Annotated in this window: 12 protein-coding genes; all 12 read right to left on the bottom strand. The window is 51.5% G+C overall.

Going from position 1 to position 17504, the window contains the following annotated elements; translation table 11 throughout:
* Window positions 1-1266: 1266 nt before the first annotated feature.
* The 12 genes from pdxA to MKY48_RS01285 all read right to left on the bottom strand — a co-directional run bounded on the left by pdxA (window position 1267) and on the right by MKY48_RS01285 (window position 17476).
* Window positions 1267-2271, bottom strand: a complete 1005-nt coding sequence (gene pdxA / locus MKY48_RS01340; RefSeq protein WP_339269445.1) for a 4-hydroxythreonine-4-phosphate dehydrogenase PdxA — start codon at window positions 2269-2271, stop codon at window positions 1267-1269.
* Window positions 2268-3569 (bottom strand): four-carbon acid sugar kinase family protein, encoded by a 1302-nt coding sequence (locus MKY48_RS01335; RefSeq protein ID WP_339269443.1) that lies wholly within the window; start codon window positions 3567-3569, stop codon window positions 2268-2270. The genes pdxA and MKY48_RS01335 overlap by 4 nt, the downstream gene beginning before the upstream one ends.
* Before the next feature lie 15 nt (window positions 3570-3584).
* Complete coding sequence (locus MKY48_RS01330) at window positions 3585-4574, bottom strand: 2-keto-3-deoxygluconate permease (protein WP_339269441.1); 990 nt, start codon at window positions 4572-4574, stop codon at window positions 3585-3587.
* Between the two features lie 237 nt (window positions 4575-4811).
* Window positions 4812-6524 carry a PrpR N-terminal domain-containing protein gene (locus MKY48_RS01325; protein WP_339269439.1) on the bottom strand — a complete coding sequence of 571 codons (1713 nt, stop codon included), beginning with the start codon at window positions 6522-6524 and terminating at the stop codon, window positions 4812-4814.
* Window positions 6525-6706: 182 nt separating this feature from the next.
* A complete protein-coding gene (locus tag MKY48_RS01320) occupies window positions 6707-8047 on the bottom strand; it encodes a glycoside hydrolase family 30 beta sandwich domain-containing protein (RefSeq protein WP_339269437.1) in 1341 nt (446 codons plus the stop codon).
* 121 nt (window positions 8048-8168) lie between these two features.
* On the bottom strand, window positions 8169-9812 hold the full coding sequence (locus MKY48_RS01315; protein ID WP_339269436.1) for a sugar ABC transporter substrate-binding protein: 1644 nt from the start codon (window positions 9810-9812) through the stop codon (window positions 8169-8171).
* A gap of 95 nt (window positions 9813-9907) precedes the next feature.
* On the bottom strand, window positions 9908-10792 hold the full coding sequence (locus MKY48_RS01310) for a carbohydrate ABC transporter permease (protein WP_083659649.1): 885 nt from the start codon (window positions 10790-10792) through the stop codon (window positions 9908-9910).
* Window positions 10793-10816: 24 nt separating this feature from the next.
* Window positions 10817-11806 (bottom strand): ABC transporter permease subunit, encoded by a 990-nt coding sequence (locus tag MKY48_RS01305; protein ID WP_339269434.1) that lies wholly within the window; start codon window positions 11804-11806, stop codon window positions 10817-10819.
* A 117-nt stretch (window positions 11807-11923) separates the two neighbouring features.
* Window positions 11924-12943, bottom strand: a complete 1020-nt coding sequence (locus MKY48_RS01300) for a LacI family DNA-binding transcriptional regulator (protein ID WP_339269432.1) — start codon at window positions 12941-12943, stop codon at window positions 11924-11926.
* Window positions 12944-13117: 174 nt separating this feature from the next.
* On the bottom strand, window positions 13118-13930 hold the full coding sequence (locus MKY48_RS01295; protein WP_339292104.1) for a phosphotransferase: 813 nt from the start codon (window positions 13928-13930) through the stop codon (window positions 13118-13120).
* On the bottom strand, window positions 13923-16142 hold the full coding sequence (locus tag MKY48_RS01290) for a DEAD/DEAH box helicase (RefSeq protein WP_339269427.1): 2220 nt from the start codon (window positions 16140-16142) through the stop codon (window positions 13923-13925). Before MKY48_RS01290 ends, MKY48_RS01295 begins: the two co-directional genes overlap by 8 nt.
* Complete coding sequence (locus tag MKY48_RS01285; RefSeq protein ID WP_339269426.1) at window positions 16139-17476, bottom strand: ATP-binding protein; 1338 nt, start codon at window positions 17474-17476, stop codon at window positions 16139-16141. The genes MKY48_RS01290 and MKY48_RS01285 overlap by 4 nt, the downstream gene beginning before the upstream one ends.
* Between the last annotated feature and the right edge of the window lie 28 nt (window positions 17477-17504).

The raw sequence follows: 17504 nt of genomic DNA, 5'->3' as shown, positions 1-17504 counted from the left end.
TTGGGGCCATTCCAATGCTGTCAAATAATTAATCCGTCGACTAAACCAACATCCATATTGCGAACCGTGTAGGTTGCAGCATGGCGGGTGCGTGGTAAAAGGCATTGTGTTGCTAATTGCAAGTTAAGAGAAAGACAACTGACTTCCTGCCTTGTTGTTTATACCGAAAACCGCACAATTCGACGTTTCTACCCATTCCTCACACAATCTAACCTTTTTCAAAATTCTGCATGATCTCTTTAAGAGTTACTTCGCTTGTGTATGTAACGAGGTCTCCTTTAGCATCATTATGTAACGCGTTAATTGATCAATGAACCAAAGCATCAGCCGGTGCAAATACAAAGAACATGAAGGTGCTCTATGTAGCAAATGAAACAGAGCTGTTTGCTGTCTTTCGCCCAGGACCCAGCGGATGTCCTTGATTCATTTCAAGCTGTTAGTTGTACTCGGATGATCACCCCTCTCACTCTGACAGTTAAGCTTGCGAGTTACCATGAAAGGAAAGCCATTCTGATGGAACTCTAATCAAAAAAAGACTTGCCCCACGGTAACCCACTAAGAAAGATTTTATGGTGTGGGAATACGACATCCTTCTACATATGTCCTTCAAATGCAAAAAAAACAGCCATATTATACCAATCCCACCCTCCCTGGGACCTATAATTTGATTTCGGCACTACTAGTACTCTAATCTTCTATTTATGAAAAGCATTACTAAAGATACACTTTGAGCTAAACAGACTAAAGGGCCACTCTTTGCTCATTGGGCCTTGGGCACGATGTTTATATTGTTATACAAAAAAAGCCGCGATTTTTTCGCGGCAGCCGAGGCTTCCCATTCAAAGACGTCACCAAAACACCCTTTCTCTTCATTGGGGTTATCCGAGCTTTTCATGTTAGCGAAAAATCATACTTGAACTTCACAGTGGATAAAGTCAAGGGGACGGATGCGCACCTTTTATCGCCCTTTCCCTGCCATCCCGTATCGCTTCCAGCTTCTTCTCCAGCATCATCTTTAGTTTCTTGCGGGCTCTGCTCAAGCGGTTCCGTACATTTTCAGGCTGGGAGTCTTACGTGTTTGGACTATCCCAGTCATGAGGAACGAATTCCGTTACAGCAAACAGACTGGAGGAACAATAAAAAAAGATGACCCCACAGGTGGAGTCATCTTTTTGTCATGGACAGCTTGATTCCTGCGGAATCTTCTGCTGTCACTTCGATTAAAAAGGTAATGGCGGCCGCTATACCCGCCCATCAACAACATCATTAGACTTTAGGCGCCAGCTCCGCCGCCTGACGGATCGCTTCCATCAAGCTTTTCTCGTCGGCGATGCCTTGACCGGCAATGTCGAACGCCGTTCCGTGATCGACGCTGGTGCGGATAATCGGAAGGCCAACGGTAATGTTGACGCCTGCATCCAAGCCAAGCACTTTGACGGGACCATGCCCCTGATCGTGATACATAGCCACTACGATGTCAAAGTCACCGCGAACCGTCCGGAAGAACAGCGTATCGGCCGGCAGCGGGCCTACGACCTGGATTCCTTCCGCCTGTGCCTTCTCGACGCCAGGTATGACTTTCTCTTCCTCTTCGCCATATCCGAACAATCCGTTCTCGCCGGCGTGAGGATTGATTCCGCAAACGGCAATCCGCGGAGCGGCGATGCCGGACTTCTGCAGTGTCTCATGAGCAAGCTTAATGACATGGTATACGCGCTCCGGGTTTATCGAACGGACAGCGTCGATGATGCCAACATGCGTCGTAACGTGAATGACCTTCAGATTCGGTGCAGACAGCATCATGGAGTAGTCCGTCGTTCCGGTCAAATCCGCCAGAATCTCCGTATGGCCCGGATATTTATGGCCCCCTTTATGCAGGGCTTCCTTATTCAGCGGAGCGGTGCATATAGCCTGAATTTTATGATCCTTCGCCAATTCGATGGCCGTCTCCAAAAATTTAAACGCGGCGTGTCCAGCTTCCGGAGCAACTTGTCCAATCGGCAAGTCCGCTGGGAGCAGATCCAGATCAAGCACATGAACCGTGCCAAAACGGTAGTCCACCTGCTCGAGCTCATCGGCAGTAATCACTTCTATAGCCAAGTCACTGCCCACAAAGGCCTTTGCCCGCTCCAATATCTTCACGTCCCCGATCACAACCGGGTGACTAATATGATACATCTCCTCATTCATGAGGCTCTTGAGTATAATTTCAGGACCTACGCCTGCGGCGTCTCCCATTGTAATCCCGATAACCGGTTTATGCTGGCTCATGTTCTCACCTTTTTCTTATTTGTTATATAGTGCAAGGAATCTACCAGGGATTGATCATTGCCGAAGCCCCCGGCTTTGGTGACGGTCCAGTAACCTTTCTCCATGCCCTGAAGCCTTCCGAACGGCAGGCCGGGCTCTACTTCCGAATACAGCTGCATTTCTCCCATTCCAAGTTCGATACAGATAGCCTTAGCCGTATCACCGCCGGTTAATACCAACCCCTGGATCTCAGCGTATGCCTGTAAAATGGCTTTTGTCATTCTTCCGAGTCCCAGGGAGATCGCTTCGCTTACCTCGGTTGAAGATAATCCTCGCTCATCCCCTGCTTCTTTTGCAAGTCTGCGGTTTTCTTCCGAAGCGTCCACGTACAGGACCAGGTAGCGCTTGTCCATATCCTGTGCGATTTGCTGCAGGGCCTCCTCTGTATCGTAAGTTTCACGAATCAGTGCGGCCGGATCGATCTCCAGCATCAACGAGTCAGGCATATCTTCGACGGCACGAAGCTGTCGCCGGGTCGTTTGGGACAAGCTTCCTGATACGATCAGCGCCTTATCCGCCTGGGCCCAGTCTTGGCTCCCCTTCTCCATGGAAGTCAGAGACAGCGCCTCCGGCAAGTATTCGATTAGTCCGGCAGAACCAGCCCATAGAATCTTCTTGTCCAGCTGTGAAAATAATGCCGATATCGCCTGCAAATCCGCTTCCGTCTCACTATCGCATACAAACCAGGTTTGACCTTCCGCTAGCTTGGATTGGAGCCATGGCATAAATTGCTCGGCGGGCTGTCGCACTTGACTTGATGAAACCAGCACCGCCTCAGGCTCTCCTTCCTTCTGCAGCAGCTTCGGGATATAGCTTTCCATGACGGGCGTTTTGGGATCCTTGGCAAACTCCGTCTCGGTGATCAGTACACCTTGAACATAGTGATGTCCCTGTACCGTCGTACGGTTCATTTTTGGAAAAGCCGGGGCGATCAGCACCAAGTCCGGTTGGAATACCTTCTGCACCGCCCGCAGTTCCTCTGCAACATTCCCGCGCAAGGTGGAGTCCAGCTTCTTGTAGATGTGGCGGCAACCCTGCTCTTCAAGGAAATGAGCGGCTTCGTACGCCGCTTCATAGGCGTCCACGCTGCGTTTCGCCCTGCTATCCGTATCCACGATCAACACTTCGGCACGGGTGTCCTGACGGTAATGGCGATGATCGAATACAACGGTGGAAACCAGTCCCTTCTTCGCCAATTGTACGCCAGAGTCATTCGCACCGGTCAAATCGTCCGCGATGATTCCAATTTGTTTTATCACATTTCATCACACCTTCTATGATTCGGCATCTGCTGTATTTGTATCAAATGAGTGCCCTTTCTTCTCTAGACGCTTCACTAAAAATCCGACATATAAAGGAAGCAGGATGGCGGTCGTTACCACGGACGCTGCAACCTGCACCGTCGCAATATCGGTAAATGCCGCAAAGGATGCATTCGCCACCCCAATCGCGGCAGGCGTAGCCACGGCATTACCGGCTGTGGAGCCTTCCGCAGCCCCCACGATCGGATTCCATTTCAATGCTTTAAACACAAAGTATCCTGCCGTACCTGTAACAAAAACCGTCAGTAATCCAAGAATGATACCCGACAAGCCGCCATCCACGATCGCTCCGAAGTCAATGCCCATTCCGAGCGCAAATGCAAAGAACGGAATCAGCATGGAGCTGCCTTTGTCCAAAAACTTGCGCATCTCTTCATCCAGATTACCCAGCACCATCCCTACAATAATCGGAAGAAGAACGGAGATAAAGGACACGAAGGAGAACATGCCGTCCACGAATCCCATGGCGCCGAAGATCGATAACGCAACCATGGTGAGGAAAGGTCCGTCATTCAGGGCAAGCAGTGAATAGGCGGCACGGTCTTCCTTACTGCCGTATTGGCCTACCAAGGCTACGAACAATCCCCCATTACTGTTGGTCATCGCCGCAATGACGGCAATCGGCGCCAAACCCAGCCACAATCCATTCTCTCCGGCAAACAGGTAAGCAATCAGACCGAACGCTGCGCCGACCACCCACTTCGTGACAAGCAGCGTGGCCCCTTTTCCGACGGAAACACCAAAGGACTTGACGTTAATCTGTGCCCCCGTACAGAGGAGGAACAGCGCAATCAATGTACTTGAACCGTTTACAAATAGAGACTCCGTGAAATTCCCGATCCGGAGTAGATCCGGTGCAAAGGTGTTGATGACTGCTGCAATAAGCAACGGCACCACCATCATACCTCCAGGAATCCGATCCAACGTCGCTTTAATCTTCATTATTGTAACACCCCTTTAATAATTGTTTCAATATTAAACAGTGATTTCATTTTGAAATCGCTTGCATGGATAATTGTAAGTGCATTCAATTAAATTTGCAACATATTAAGGATTAATTGTTGCAAATTTAAACAATTGATTGCAGCGCTGTCTCTAGCTTGTTGTAATATATTCCTACTCCCCTAATATCTACCGAAACGGAGGGATCTATTGATCGCAAAACAAAAAAAGCTGAAACTATTGTTTCAGCTTTCTCCACAGGGTCGAACGGTTGATTCCGAGCCGTTCCGCAACCTTCGTCTGATTAAATTGTTCTTCCTCCATAATCGCGTCGATAATCCTCTTCTCGATCTCATCCAGCGTACCGCGAAGAAACTCAGGGCCCATCGCAGCTGACGGATGTTCTTCCTTCTTGGCTAGAAGCCGGGAAATGAGTGGCTTGCCGATCACGTAGCCCTTCTCCTCCGTCACTGCGTCCTGGAGCAGGATTTTCAGTTCCGACACGTTGCCCGGCCAATCGTACTGGGTCAGCAGGAGAATCGCTTCATCCTTGATCTTGATTGGTGAAGTCCCTAACGTTCCATGATAGGACGCAATATAATAAGTCACCAGCGGCTTGATGTCCTCCCTGCGCTCACGCAGAGCCGGCACGGCGATTCTTGCCGCCTCCTCGTCCAGCAGGAGTGGATGATAATTCGAATCATCCTTTTCCAGCGAGAGGATGATCGTGAACCCCCGGTCTTTCATCTCGTTCATCCACGGCTTCAAATTCGTCATTTCTTGTGGAGCGATCGTTTCCAATCCATGGATGTAGAGCGTGCGGATATCGTTGTCCCAAGCTTCTTCTTCGTCTTTTCCCGACAAGGCCATGGCCTGCTTTGCGGTAAGCCGGACATACAAGCCCTGGCCTTCGTTCTTGCGGTAATGAATATACCGGGAGAGCAGCTGCTTGCCTGTTCCGGCTTCACCGATGAGAATCAGGATGCGGCTGTCCAGTAGATCCTCGATCCGCTGCAGGCAACCGTGCATCGCTTCGCTTTGCGAAATCAACATCGGCAATTGGGTGATCGCCTCGACATGATAGCCTGCGGCCTCCCCATTCTGCTTCACCTCGGAAAAAGTGTACAGGTAGTACCGTTTTCCCTGTATCACTTTCAGCGTCCTTTTCTGTTTAAGCTTCCGGGTTCCGTTTTCATGTATCAGGATGGAGGCTTCCGCCTCCCGGTTTAGCCGAAGATCGGCTTGTAAGGCTTCCACAGGGAGCGGACAGGAACCGAAATCCGGCCACTGTTCATATACAACCTCTCCCTCAGCATCCAATACGGTAAGGTTCGCGGCCGTTTCCTCCAGCAGTGTTTGCAGAAAGGATATTTCCCACTGCGTCCGTTCATGTAACCGAAACGCCGACTTGGCCTTTTGAAACGCATCGAAAATGGCCTCGCGCCCGGATTGGATCAGAATCCCTTCCAAGTGGTGCTTGGCGGCTGCCTCCATCGTCACCACATCGCCCATGATTAATTCGAAGCCCTTCGCCTTCAGATCCTCCAGCAGCCGGTCCACCTCTTGCGCCTTCTCTACCGTGAACACATCCACCTCGATATCCAGCACATCGGTAATGGCTTTGGCTCCGAGCGTAATATTGGAGAAGCCCACAATGGCTTTTTTGCCTGGAAAATGATTGGCCAAGGTGAGCACGCGCAGCATGTCATAGCCTGAAACATGGACATCGATAACGGGAATGCCCACCTCGGGCTCGATCAGCTTGGCCGTACCGCCCCGGCTAATGATCACGTCATATCCCAGGCGTTCGCCTTCTTTTGCCAGAGGAACCGCTTCTAGTAAATTGCCGACCTCGACTCGGACTTCCAGCTCCGGCTCTTCCTTCCGGCATTCTTCTATTAAATGGCTCATAGCGGGATACGGAGCAATAAATAACGTTTTAATGGTCATGATTGTCACCTGTATTTTCTTTGGTAAACCTTATTCTTGTTATTATTCTACCGTTTCTATATGAAATAACCAACTCTATATATGAAAAGACACCTACGCCGAGGCAACCATCAACCGAAAGGGCTAACGGCGCCGACAAAGGTGCCTTATCTTGTCTAAATCTATGAACTGTTGCCTCAGAATTACTCCTCTATTAAAACGGACACGGCACTTTTCGGTGCAAGGCGGAGGTTAAGCCGCTCCGTTCCCTGCATATGCAGTGCAGCATTCTCCTCTTGCTCGCTGTCGTTAAACATAACGACGGCAATCGAACCGTCCGTATTCTTGAATGCTACCGAACGGATGGACTCATCGCTGGTAGAAGCAATACGAACCGCTTTCGGACGGATCACCTTGCTAAAATGCGCCAGTGCATAGAAATCCAGCGTATAGGTAAGCTCCTTCGTTTGCTGATTCACCGTCACAATGCCGCGGCAGGTGCTTTTGCCAAAGCCCGGCACGGCAGGTCCGTTCTTCTCGTCCAGCGCCATGTTCCACAGCACATAAGACTTGCTGTGATTGCGGAGTATCTCGATTCCGGTTCGCATCACATTGGAGAAGGCCTGCTCGAACGGCGGAATCCACTCCCCGCCTGATCCTTCCGTGAAATGAACCTCTTTCCCCGGAAATGCATCGAACACTTCGGATTGGGCCGACGGCTTGCCGCCGTACCAGTGCCAAGCGACACCATCCACGGCGTCACCCGCTTGCTCAAAAACGGTCAGCGGGTAGTCCGGCTTGTCCCAGTTATGGTCATAACAAAGGATTTTTGTATCAATGCCGTTCTTAACGAATTGCGGCTTCAGATGGTTCTTGATGAAATCGCTTTGCGCCTCGGGCAGCATGATCATGCCGGGGTAATGTCCTGGCGAATACAATGCCTCATTTTGCGGCGTGATCGCATAAATCGGCAGCCCGTTGGCTTCATACCCCTGAATGTAACGTACAAAATAATTAGCATACACCGCATAGTATTCAAGTTTCAGCTCTCCGCCGATCATCGACCCGCTCGTTTTCATCCAGCCTGGCGGACTCCATGGGGAACCCATTAGCTTGACATCCGGGTTCAACCGCAGCGCTTCCTTCAGGAGAGGAATGATATCTTCCTCGTCATGCGCAATGGAGAACTGATTCAGTTCCACATCCGTTTGGCCCTCAGGCATATCATTGTAGCTGTAGAAGTCTCGCGCGTAATCGGATGCGCCCATCGGTTGGCGGAGTACGGATAACCCGATACCTTCGTTCGGATCGAACAATCGTGTCATGAGCTCCGAACGCTGCTTCGTCTCCAGCACTTGATGGATCAGATAAGCAGCGGAGTCCGTGAAGGACGCGCCGAAGCCGTCCATCTCCTGAAACGTCTGCTCCTCATCGATAACAACCGTATGCTGCGCGTCCGAAGTTCCGGGAGCTAGCTGCTCCTTGTCTTTCCTAACGAATAATTCCTCTTCCCCGTTTGACTGGTAGATGGTCATGTTCAGCATGCTGTTTCCCTCCAGGTTTCTTATGGTCTTCTGGCTTTCCTATCCCGCCCTATTTGAAAGTTAACTTGGAAAGAGCCCCTTCCCTGTCAAGAAAGGGGCTCTCCCATCCATAAACGTTAACTCATTTCAGGCCCAGCTTCTCTTTGTTCGCCTTCATCTTCTCATTGCGGACTTCGACGATTTTATCCCAGTTGTTATCGTCCAGGAACTTTTTGTATTCGTTTAAGAGGTTGTTGTAGGCTGCATCATCCTTGGAACGAATCATGCTGACAAGCGTGGAGTTCCATTTTGTATTGATGGCTGTCAGAGAGCGCGCTTCCGGCGTTCCCTGATCCGGGTTGATATTCTCCAAAATAAAGTGCGGCGTCAGCTTGCCTTTTCCCCATTCCTGCATTTGCTTGATCGCATCCGGGAAAGCATCCCCGCTCAGCGCTTTATGGCGGTCATGCCCGAAGAACATGAATTCGCCCATGCGGTAATCCTTCTTGAACGTATCCGGATTGTTCATCTGAAGATCCTTCACGGCAGGGAGGAACTCAACCGTTCCGTCCGCATTCACTTGGTAGGTCTCGCCTTCGATGCCATAGTTCATCAGCATTTGTCCTTCTTCGCTTAGCAGGTACGTGAACAGCTGAATGGACTTGGCAGGATCTGCATTTTTTTTCGTAATGAAGCTAATCATCCAGCCGGTGATGCCGGATTGATTCAACATCGGCTTACGCCCTGCCGTGCTTTGCGGCCCGTCAATTGCGATGTACTCTTTCCCTTTATTGTTGCTGTAGAAGCTTTGCAGGTTACCGCCCTGCTGCGGCGTACCGTCTAGCATAATCGTTGCGTATTTGCCTGCTTTAACCTTCTCTTCAAAAGCCGTTCCGTCATCGGCAAAACTGTCATCGCTAATCGCGCCGTCCCGGTACACGGTATTGAACGCTTTCACCCAAGTCAGATAATCTTCATCCAGGTTACGGTTATAGAAACCGCCATTCTCCTCCAACGGCACGCCGATGAAATCCTGCAGCACGTCGCCAAGCGAGCCCGTTCCTTCACCAATGGAGTTGAAGCCGAGTGGAATCAGAGCAGGAAATTGCTTCTTGATATCAGCGAGAACGGCCTGGAACTCTTCCGGCGTTCCCATAACAGGCTTACCTAACGCTTCGTAAACATCCTTGCGGATAATAAATGCCGTTTTGGCCGGAATGTTACCGCTGTCATAGTCTTCCTGCGTATTGGAGTAGTTCGGATATCCGTAGGTTTTGCCATCCTTCAGTTGGAACCAGTTGAGCGTATCCTGCGCCGCTACCTTATTGAAGTATGGATCATATTTCTCGGCAAGATCGTTCAGCGGCAGCGCCCATGTCGCCGCCTTCTGCACGACCGGGGAGTTGGAGTCAAACGTCGTGATCAGATCCGGCATCTCCCCACCGGCAAAAAACGTATTCAGCTTGGTGTCGTCACCCGTGATGAATTTGATATTGATGTTCAGGTCTTCCTTAATCTTCTTGGTTACAACGTCCTTGCCAAAATCCGTGTTCCACCAGTCCGCATTCACGTACCAAGTCAGCTCGGTCGTCTCTTCTTTTTTATCCAGCTGCCAAGCCGGCGTCTCGGGATCCGGTGTATAACGACCCTCGATCGAAACCCAATTTTCCTTCTTGGAGCCGGAATTGCCGCCTGATCCGCCGCAGCCGCTCACAACCAGCACAACTGCCATCAGTGCCGTAATCAGCGTAAGTCCTTTCTTGCCAAAAGCTTTGTTCATCAACATCCTGTAACCCTCCCTTTTAAATAAAAGCGCTTACTTGTTAGACCCCAATCTTTTACAGGCTTGCTTCTGCTCCACTCCTTTAAAGAGCAGCTTCTCTACTCTTTAACAGCTCCGAGCATCATGCCGGAGATAAAATATCTCTGTAATATTGGATACATCACAACAATTGGCAGCGTCGTCACGACAATGGTTGCTAGTTGGACCCCTTTGGTGGTCGTCTGGATCGCGACGGACCCGATGTTTTGCATCGATTGCGTCTGGGACTGCACAATAATCTCATACAGCATCATCTGTAATGGATAGAGCGCTTGGTCCGTGATATACAATTTGGTTGTCATAAAATCATTCCATTGCCCGACCCCGTTAAACAAGGCAATCGTCGCCATGGCCGGCATGGAAAGAGGAATAAAGATGCTCAGGAAAATCCTCCAGTCGCCCCCGCCGTCGATCTTCGCCGACTCTTCCAGGGAATCCGGCACGTTTCGGAAGAAGTTCATCAGAATAATGACATCGTAAAAGCTTAATAGAGCGGGGATAATATAAACCCAGAAGCTGTTTAACAGCCCCAAGTCTTTGATTAACAAATACGTCGGAATCATGCCGCCCGAGAAAAACATGGTGACGACACCCATTGCGACATAGAACTTGCGGCCGCGGACGTATTTTTTACTCAAGCCGTAACCCACCATGGCACAGAAGAACACGTGCGTGATGACACCAATCACGGTTTTGGCCACCGAGATGAAAAAGGCATTCCATATGTTTGCATCCCTGAACACGGCCTGATAATTCTCAAGCGAGAATTCGGTAGGCCAGAAGATGAACCCGCCCTCGGCAAGAGACCTGCCCGAGCTAAAGGATGAAACGACAACGTTCCATAACGGAACGACAATGATGATGGTAAACGTAACCAGTAAAATGATGTTGATCGTATCAAAGATCCGGCTATCGAGATCCCCTTTTGCTGCTTTCAAATTCACCGTAATGCCTCCCTTTTGCATGACCTACAGGACGGATTGATTATCATTCAATTTACTGGTCACTTTGTTGGCCGTAACAAGCAGAATGACGGAGATGATGGATACACCCAAACCAACGGCGGTCGCATAAGAGAAATCGCCCTGCGTCATACCCATCCGGTACACGTACGAGTTAATGACCTCGGCCTTTTCCCGGTTCTGCGAATTCATGAGCACCAGGGTTTGATCCAGATTCGATCCCAATAAACCGCTTACAGTCAGGATCAGGTTCAAGCTGATAATCATCTTCATGTTCGGTAAGGTGATGTTCCAAATCTGTCTTAGTCGGCTAGCCCCGTCAATTCTTGCGGCCTCATAGTAGGTCGGATCAATCTTGGCCATGATCGCCAGATACAGAATCGTTCCCCATCCGGCCTCTTTCCATATATCCGACAAAGTCGCGATCCACCAGTATTTGCTCGGGTCGAGCAAAATGTTTTGCGGCTGCGAGATCAGGCCCAGACTAAGCAATATCTCGTTGAACAAGCCGGATGTCGAGAACCAGGTAATGAGCATGCCGCCCAATACGATCCAGGACAAGAAGTGAGGCAGATACGACACGGTTTGGACGAATTTTTTGAAACGCCCCATGCCGACCTCATAAATCATAATGGCCAGAATGATCGGAATGACAAAGCCGATCGCCAATTTCAAGAAGCTGATGCCCAGCGTGTTAACGACGGAATCCCAAAAATACTTGTCCGACAAAATAATTTTGAAATTATCCAGCCCCACCCACGGAGCGGAATCCAACGTATCGATAACGGTGTAGTTCTTAAACGCAATCGTCAAACCGTAAATCGGGATGTAGCAGAAGATAAACATGAAGATAACGCCGGGAATGATCATCGATTGAAGCTCCCATTGCCGCTTGTAATCGATGAAGAATTCCTTGATCCTCTGCCCCAACGGCTTCTTCCCGTTTGGTTGAACCGGGCTTGTGCCGGTTGACTGAACTGCAGCTGTTTCGCTCACCTCTTAGCCTCCTTTGATCAAAACCCGCATAAAAACGTTTTTATTTTGGGCGAAAAAAACCCCTGATTTTTTAAAATCATTTTAAAAAACCGCCTTGGTGTGATTTCTTTTCTTCGCTTAACCCGATTCATTCCGATTCATCTTCACATGACTGGAGCCGCGAACGACCAACTCCCCTGGAAGCTTCTGAATCTTGCCCTTCTCTTTCTTCTGAATCATGCGCACCAGATGATCCACGACCAGAATCCCCTGTCTGGCAATCTGATTGCGTACGGTCGATAAAGGCGGCGTAAAATACTGCGCGATATCGATATCGTCGAAGCCCACGACACTGATGTCCTGCGGAACCTCGTATCCATGGGACTTCAGAGCCCGAATGCAGCCGATGGCACTCACATCATTACCGGCAAGAAAAGCATCCGGCACTTTCCCGGGGTGTAAGTGAAGAAACGATTTGACGGCGTTATAGGAACCTTCTTCCTCAAAATAGCCCTGCAGTATGTAGTCTCCGTCGATCGGGAACTGGCACTCCCTAAGCGCAGCCAGATACCCTTCCTTCCGCTGCACGCTGTCAAACATCGTATCCACGCCGGAAATGTAGGCGATCTTCTTATGCCCCAGGCTGATCAGGTACTTGGTTGCTTCATAACCGGCTACGTAAGAGTCGAATATGATGCTGCCCATCGTCTCATTCTGAACCTCGCGATCCAGGAAAACGGCCTTTATCTTGTCCTTCTCCATGGCGGCGATGTCTCTATCGTCGATCTTCAGCTCTTCGAAAATAATGACGCCATCGACCCGGCCGCCCATAATATTGCTCATAATCACCTGTTTATCCTTTGTCACAAACACGTTCAATCCATAACCCAGACGGTCACATTCCCGTGACATCGACTCCACCAATGTGTAGAAGTAAGGCCCTGACACGCTTGTTGTAAAGAAGCCCAGCATCTTGGTCTTCCCCGACTTCAACAACTTTCCGTTCAGGTTAGGTACATAATTGAGTCGCTCCGCCACCTTCAGCACATGGGATTTGGTCTCCGGGTTTAATACATCTACATCATTTAATGCATTCGAAACCGTAGAAATGGAGACTCCGGCTTCTCTTGCCACATCCTTGATTGTTACTTTGCCCATATAACCATTCCATTCTTCCTTTGCGATAAAAACGTTTTTATGTACATAAGTTACCATACATGTGAGGTGAACACAATGCTTTTTTGGAAGGGGTTTCAAATATTTTTTCGATTAGTCCCACCCCTCGGTAGTCAGACATATTGAAAAAGCAGGCACTCTTCAAAGCGGTACCCTTCATCGGTACCACTCTTCAAAGTGTGCCTGCAGAAATTGAATCTCTTTTTCGTAATGGGCCACATGCCCCTCATCGATCATTCTCTGGTATGCCTTGTTGCCTTGTGCCGCACCGGTTGTAAGTGTATCGCATAATGCCTCGATGCGTCTTATAGTCCAAACTTTCATGTTGGGAGGTGGTGCTACACCATAAGACTTAAAGAACAGCGATATTCTGTGAGTGCGATCCGCTGCATGGTATTCGGATCGATAAGGTATCGATGTCCCTGTAGTGGAATCTATTGCAAAGCTTGCTAGCGGGACTGAGGTGTACAGCATATAAACCATGTCCCAGATTCGTGGACCTGGCGCAGCCAAATCAAAATCGATCAGCGCAATCGGTACTTCGTCTCTAAACACGATATTGTACAAAGCGGCATCATTGTGACAGATCACTTCATCGTCCCATTCCTCCGAAGCCTGAGAGTTATGCGCAGCCTCCGGTTGGATTGAAGTTGCTGCAAAGCCTTGTACGGCGTCATGATAACGCCGTAACAACGCTGCACTCTGGATAAGGGCCTGGTCCGACCATATATAGGGCTTAAAATCAGGATATTGGTTTCCCGGCACCTCTCCAGGAATGAAGGACAAGATCTCGCGACCGCTATGATCAATACCTATGAACTTGGGGGCGCCTTCAAAGCCCTGCTTCTCCAAGTGTCGGAGCAAGTCATGCACGGAGGAACTCCATTTAGTCGTACGGTGAACGTTATTTCCGATACGTACCACTTCGTTCACATTGCCACCAGGAAGTACTTCTTCCTTGTCACACATCCATAGCTCCCCTTCCTGCTGCTCCATATGCCATTCCCAGCACCTCAGCCAGTCCTTCCAGATCCAATCCGTCGGCGGCAAAAGCGGTGCGAACGAGTTTCGGCGGAACGAACTCGTCATATTTGCCGAGATACGGCGCTTCATCCGGATCGAGGAGCGCGCCAGCGTCCTCACAATCCATCAGTTCCTTCTTAATTTCCTCCATCAGCGTCTTATTATCGACCTTACCCGCGACAACCATATAATACGGCTCCATCGGCACGATGGAGCGCAGCGCCAGCCGCTCGGACAGATTACGCTTCAGCAATCGTTCCAGCGTGCGGAACTGTTTGCTGCCCGCCCAAGGCAGGATGAACAGGGAGTCGCCGCCCGCCGGTATGACCACCTGCTTCAGCAGTCCGCTTTCCCGGGCGAGACGACGAGCCCGTTCCAGTCGATTCACCGCGCCCGGCGCCAGATACGGATAGATAGCGCTGTCGGCCAGCACCTCACGCATCTTCTGCACCACGCGGGTATGCACATCGCCGCCTGCACCAAGCCACAAGGTATCGACCTTCCCTTTGGCCGACTTCACATACAGGGCCTTATGCTTCGTATCGACTTCCTCCACCTTCCACAGCTTGCCCGCGAGCGAGAAGCAGTAGCCCGGCGGCGGCACGGTCGTAATCGATCCGATTTCTTCGGACCCGTTATAGACGACATGCTCCTCATCGTCCTTAAACACCGCATAGAAGCGGTAGTTGTTCACGATCTTCTCCCCGCCAAGGCCGATGATCAGACTGCCTTCTTCAGTCCGCTGGATATGGTCCGTTTGGAGCAAATACTGCAAGAACTCCTTATATTCCTCCGGCTCAATGCCGCGGAAAGCCGGCAGCGTCAACACCGCTCTCGCCAAATCCGGCGGTTCAGCCTCGCCCATGCTCTTGAGTGTGCTCATCGTCTGATGGTAAAGCACGCCCACCGGTTTCTTCCGCAGGGCCAGCGGTTCGACCCACTTCTCGCGAATATACAGCTCAATGACGGCAATGGCCCGGAGCAGCATCCATGGCATGCGTGCAGGCAGCATGGCTTCCTCGTCCTCGTCCTCCGGACAGAGGAACATCATCTCGGAGGCCTGATCCCCGCGCCGGCCGGAGCGGCCGAGCCGCTGAACGAAGCTGGAGCAGCTGTACGGCGCGCCAAGCTGGATCACCCGCTCCAGCTCGCCGAGATCGATACCGAGCTCCAGCGTCAGGGTGGCAGCCGCAACTGCTGGCCCCGGGCCTTCGCGGAGCGCGGCCTCGGCTTCCTCGCGCAGCATCGCGGAGATGCTTCCATGGTGCACATGGAAGACATCCCGCTGCTCGCGCTTGGCTGCAATCCGTCGCAGCTCGAGCGTGGTCAGCTCGGCATCCGAGCGGCTGTTCGTGAAGACCAGCGCTTTTTTCAGATGCGTGTTGTCGTATACGAAGTCGTAATAGGCTTTGCGCGCAAGCTCCAACTGCTCCGCCTGCTTCTCATCCCGCGCATCCGGGAAGGAGAAATGCTCGACCGACAGCCGCAGCTTCCGTCCTCCTTGCGGGGCGATGACTTCGACCGCGTTCTTCGTGCCCGCACCCAGCCAGCCGGCTGCGGTCTCATAGTCGCTAAGCGTTGCTGACAACCCGATACGGCGAGGCGAGCAGGAAGCCATCCGCTCGATCCGGGTCAGCTGGCTCAGCACCTGAATGCCGCGGTCGGCCCCCATAAAGGCATGAACCTCGTCAATGATGACATACCGCAGATCCTGGAACAGCGCCGGGATGGCGTTCGGCCGGTTCATCAGCAGCCCTTCAAGCGACTCGGGCGTAATCTGCAGCACGCCGGACGGCTTCTGCATCAGCTTGGTTTTCTCAGCCTGGGACACATCACCATGCCAATGCCATACCGGCACCTGGCCTTCCTTCAACAAATCGGTGATACGTTCAAATTGGTCGTTAATCAGCGCCTTAAGCGGCCCAATATACAGAATCCCGACCGAGCTGGAAGGCAGGTTGTACAGCTCCGTCAGCGCCGGGAAGAACGCGGCTTCGGTCTTGCCCGATGCCGTGCCCGAAGCAATCAGCAGATGATTCGGCGTATCAAACAGGACGCGGCAGGCTTCCACCTGCGCCTCGCGAAGCGTGTCCCATCTTTTTTTATAGATGAACTCCTGAATGAACGGGGCCAGTCTGGAAAAAGGGTTCGTACTCATAACTCAAACTCCGCCAGCAGATCGTCCAGATCATCCGAATTGGTATCATTGGCCCCTTTGCCTTGCGGCAGCACTGCGGCACGCTCGCCTAACAGCTCCTCAAACGTGGCCTCCGGATGTTGATGCAGCGTATGCAGCAGATCCATGAAATCCCGCACCACCTCGCGGGTGGTAAGCAGCTCCTCAGCTCCCAGCCGATTCACGGCCGTCTGCATGAACGCGATCAGCTGATCATCCGTTAACTGCGCTTCATATTTGAAGTGCAGAGCGTGAATATCCCGCAGCTTTTGCAGGAGGATCAAAATCTCCTCATACGACAGCATGTCCAGCTTCAAAATGGGCGAGGTGTAGGTTTTCAGCGAACCACTGCCGTAACGCCCGTCAATCAGGCGGGAGCGCAGCGCGTCATAACTGAACAGTCCCCGTCGCTCATCCTCGACAAACTGCGGCGTTCCGCCCATATAGATGCCCAAATGCTCCGCTTTGCCCTGCATCGTGTCGTTGAACATGGTCAGCAGCTTCTCGTAGTTGCTCTGGCGGGACACGCTGTTGGTGATTTTGTAGAGGTTCACCCCTTCGTCTATGAACAGCAGCAATCCCTTATAACCGATGGCAGCCGTGAATTCCGACCACAGCTTCATATACTCGTACCAGTTGTCGTCATCGATAATGACCCCAACGCTAAGGTCCTTGCGCGCCTCCGTCTTCGTCGGGACTTCCCCGCGGAGCCAGCGCAGCGCTGCCCCTTTGCGGTCATCGTCACCAAGCTTATAGCCGTTCCAGTAAGCAGCCAGCACCTTCGCAAAATCAAACCCGTGCACCAGATTCTGCATGCCGTTGGTCACCGCATAGATCTGCAGCTCCACCCGATCGTTCAGGGCAGGATCATCCGGGCGCATACCCGTCTCCTGCATGATGTCCTGCTGGATCCCGGCGATCCATTTCTGCAAAATGGCCTCCAGCGCGCCCCCGTCCGGACGCGTCCTCGTGGACAGATGGGTCATCAGCTCACGGTAAGTGGCAAGCCCTTGCCCTTTCGTACCTACCAGCCGCCGCTCCGGCGAAAGATCCGCATCCGCCACCACGAAATCGCGGTCCATCGCGTAATTGCGGATGATCTGGAGCAGGAAGCTTTTGCCGCTTCCGTAACGGCCCGTAATCAGGCGGAAAGCAGCGCCGCCCTCGGCGATATTATCCATATCGCGCAGGATCGACTCCACCTCCGGCTTCCGGCCGACGGCGATGAACTCAAGCCCCACCCGCGGCACAACCCCTGCCGTTAAAGAGTTTACGAGGGCCGTTGTGAGCCGTTTCGGTATTTTTAGTTTCGTCATAGTTCCACCTCTTTCAAGCATCTTACAA

The organism is Paenibacillus sp. FSL W8-0187 (assembly GCF_037969755.1).
Classification (GTDB): Bacteria; Bacillota; Bacilli; order Paenibacillales; family Paenibacillaceae; genus Paenibacillus_AQ.
The sequence above is the reverse complement of the archived record's forward strand: the minus strand, read 5'-3'. Positions and strand labels throughout refer to the sequence as shown.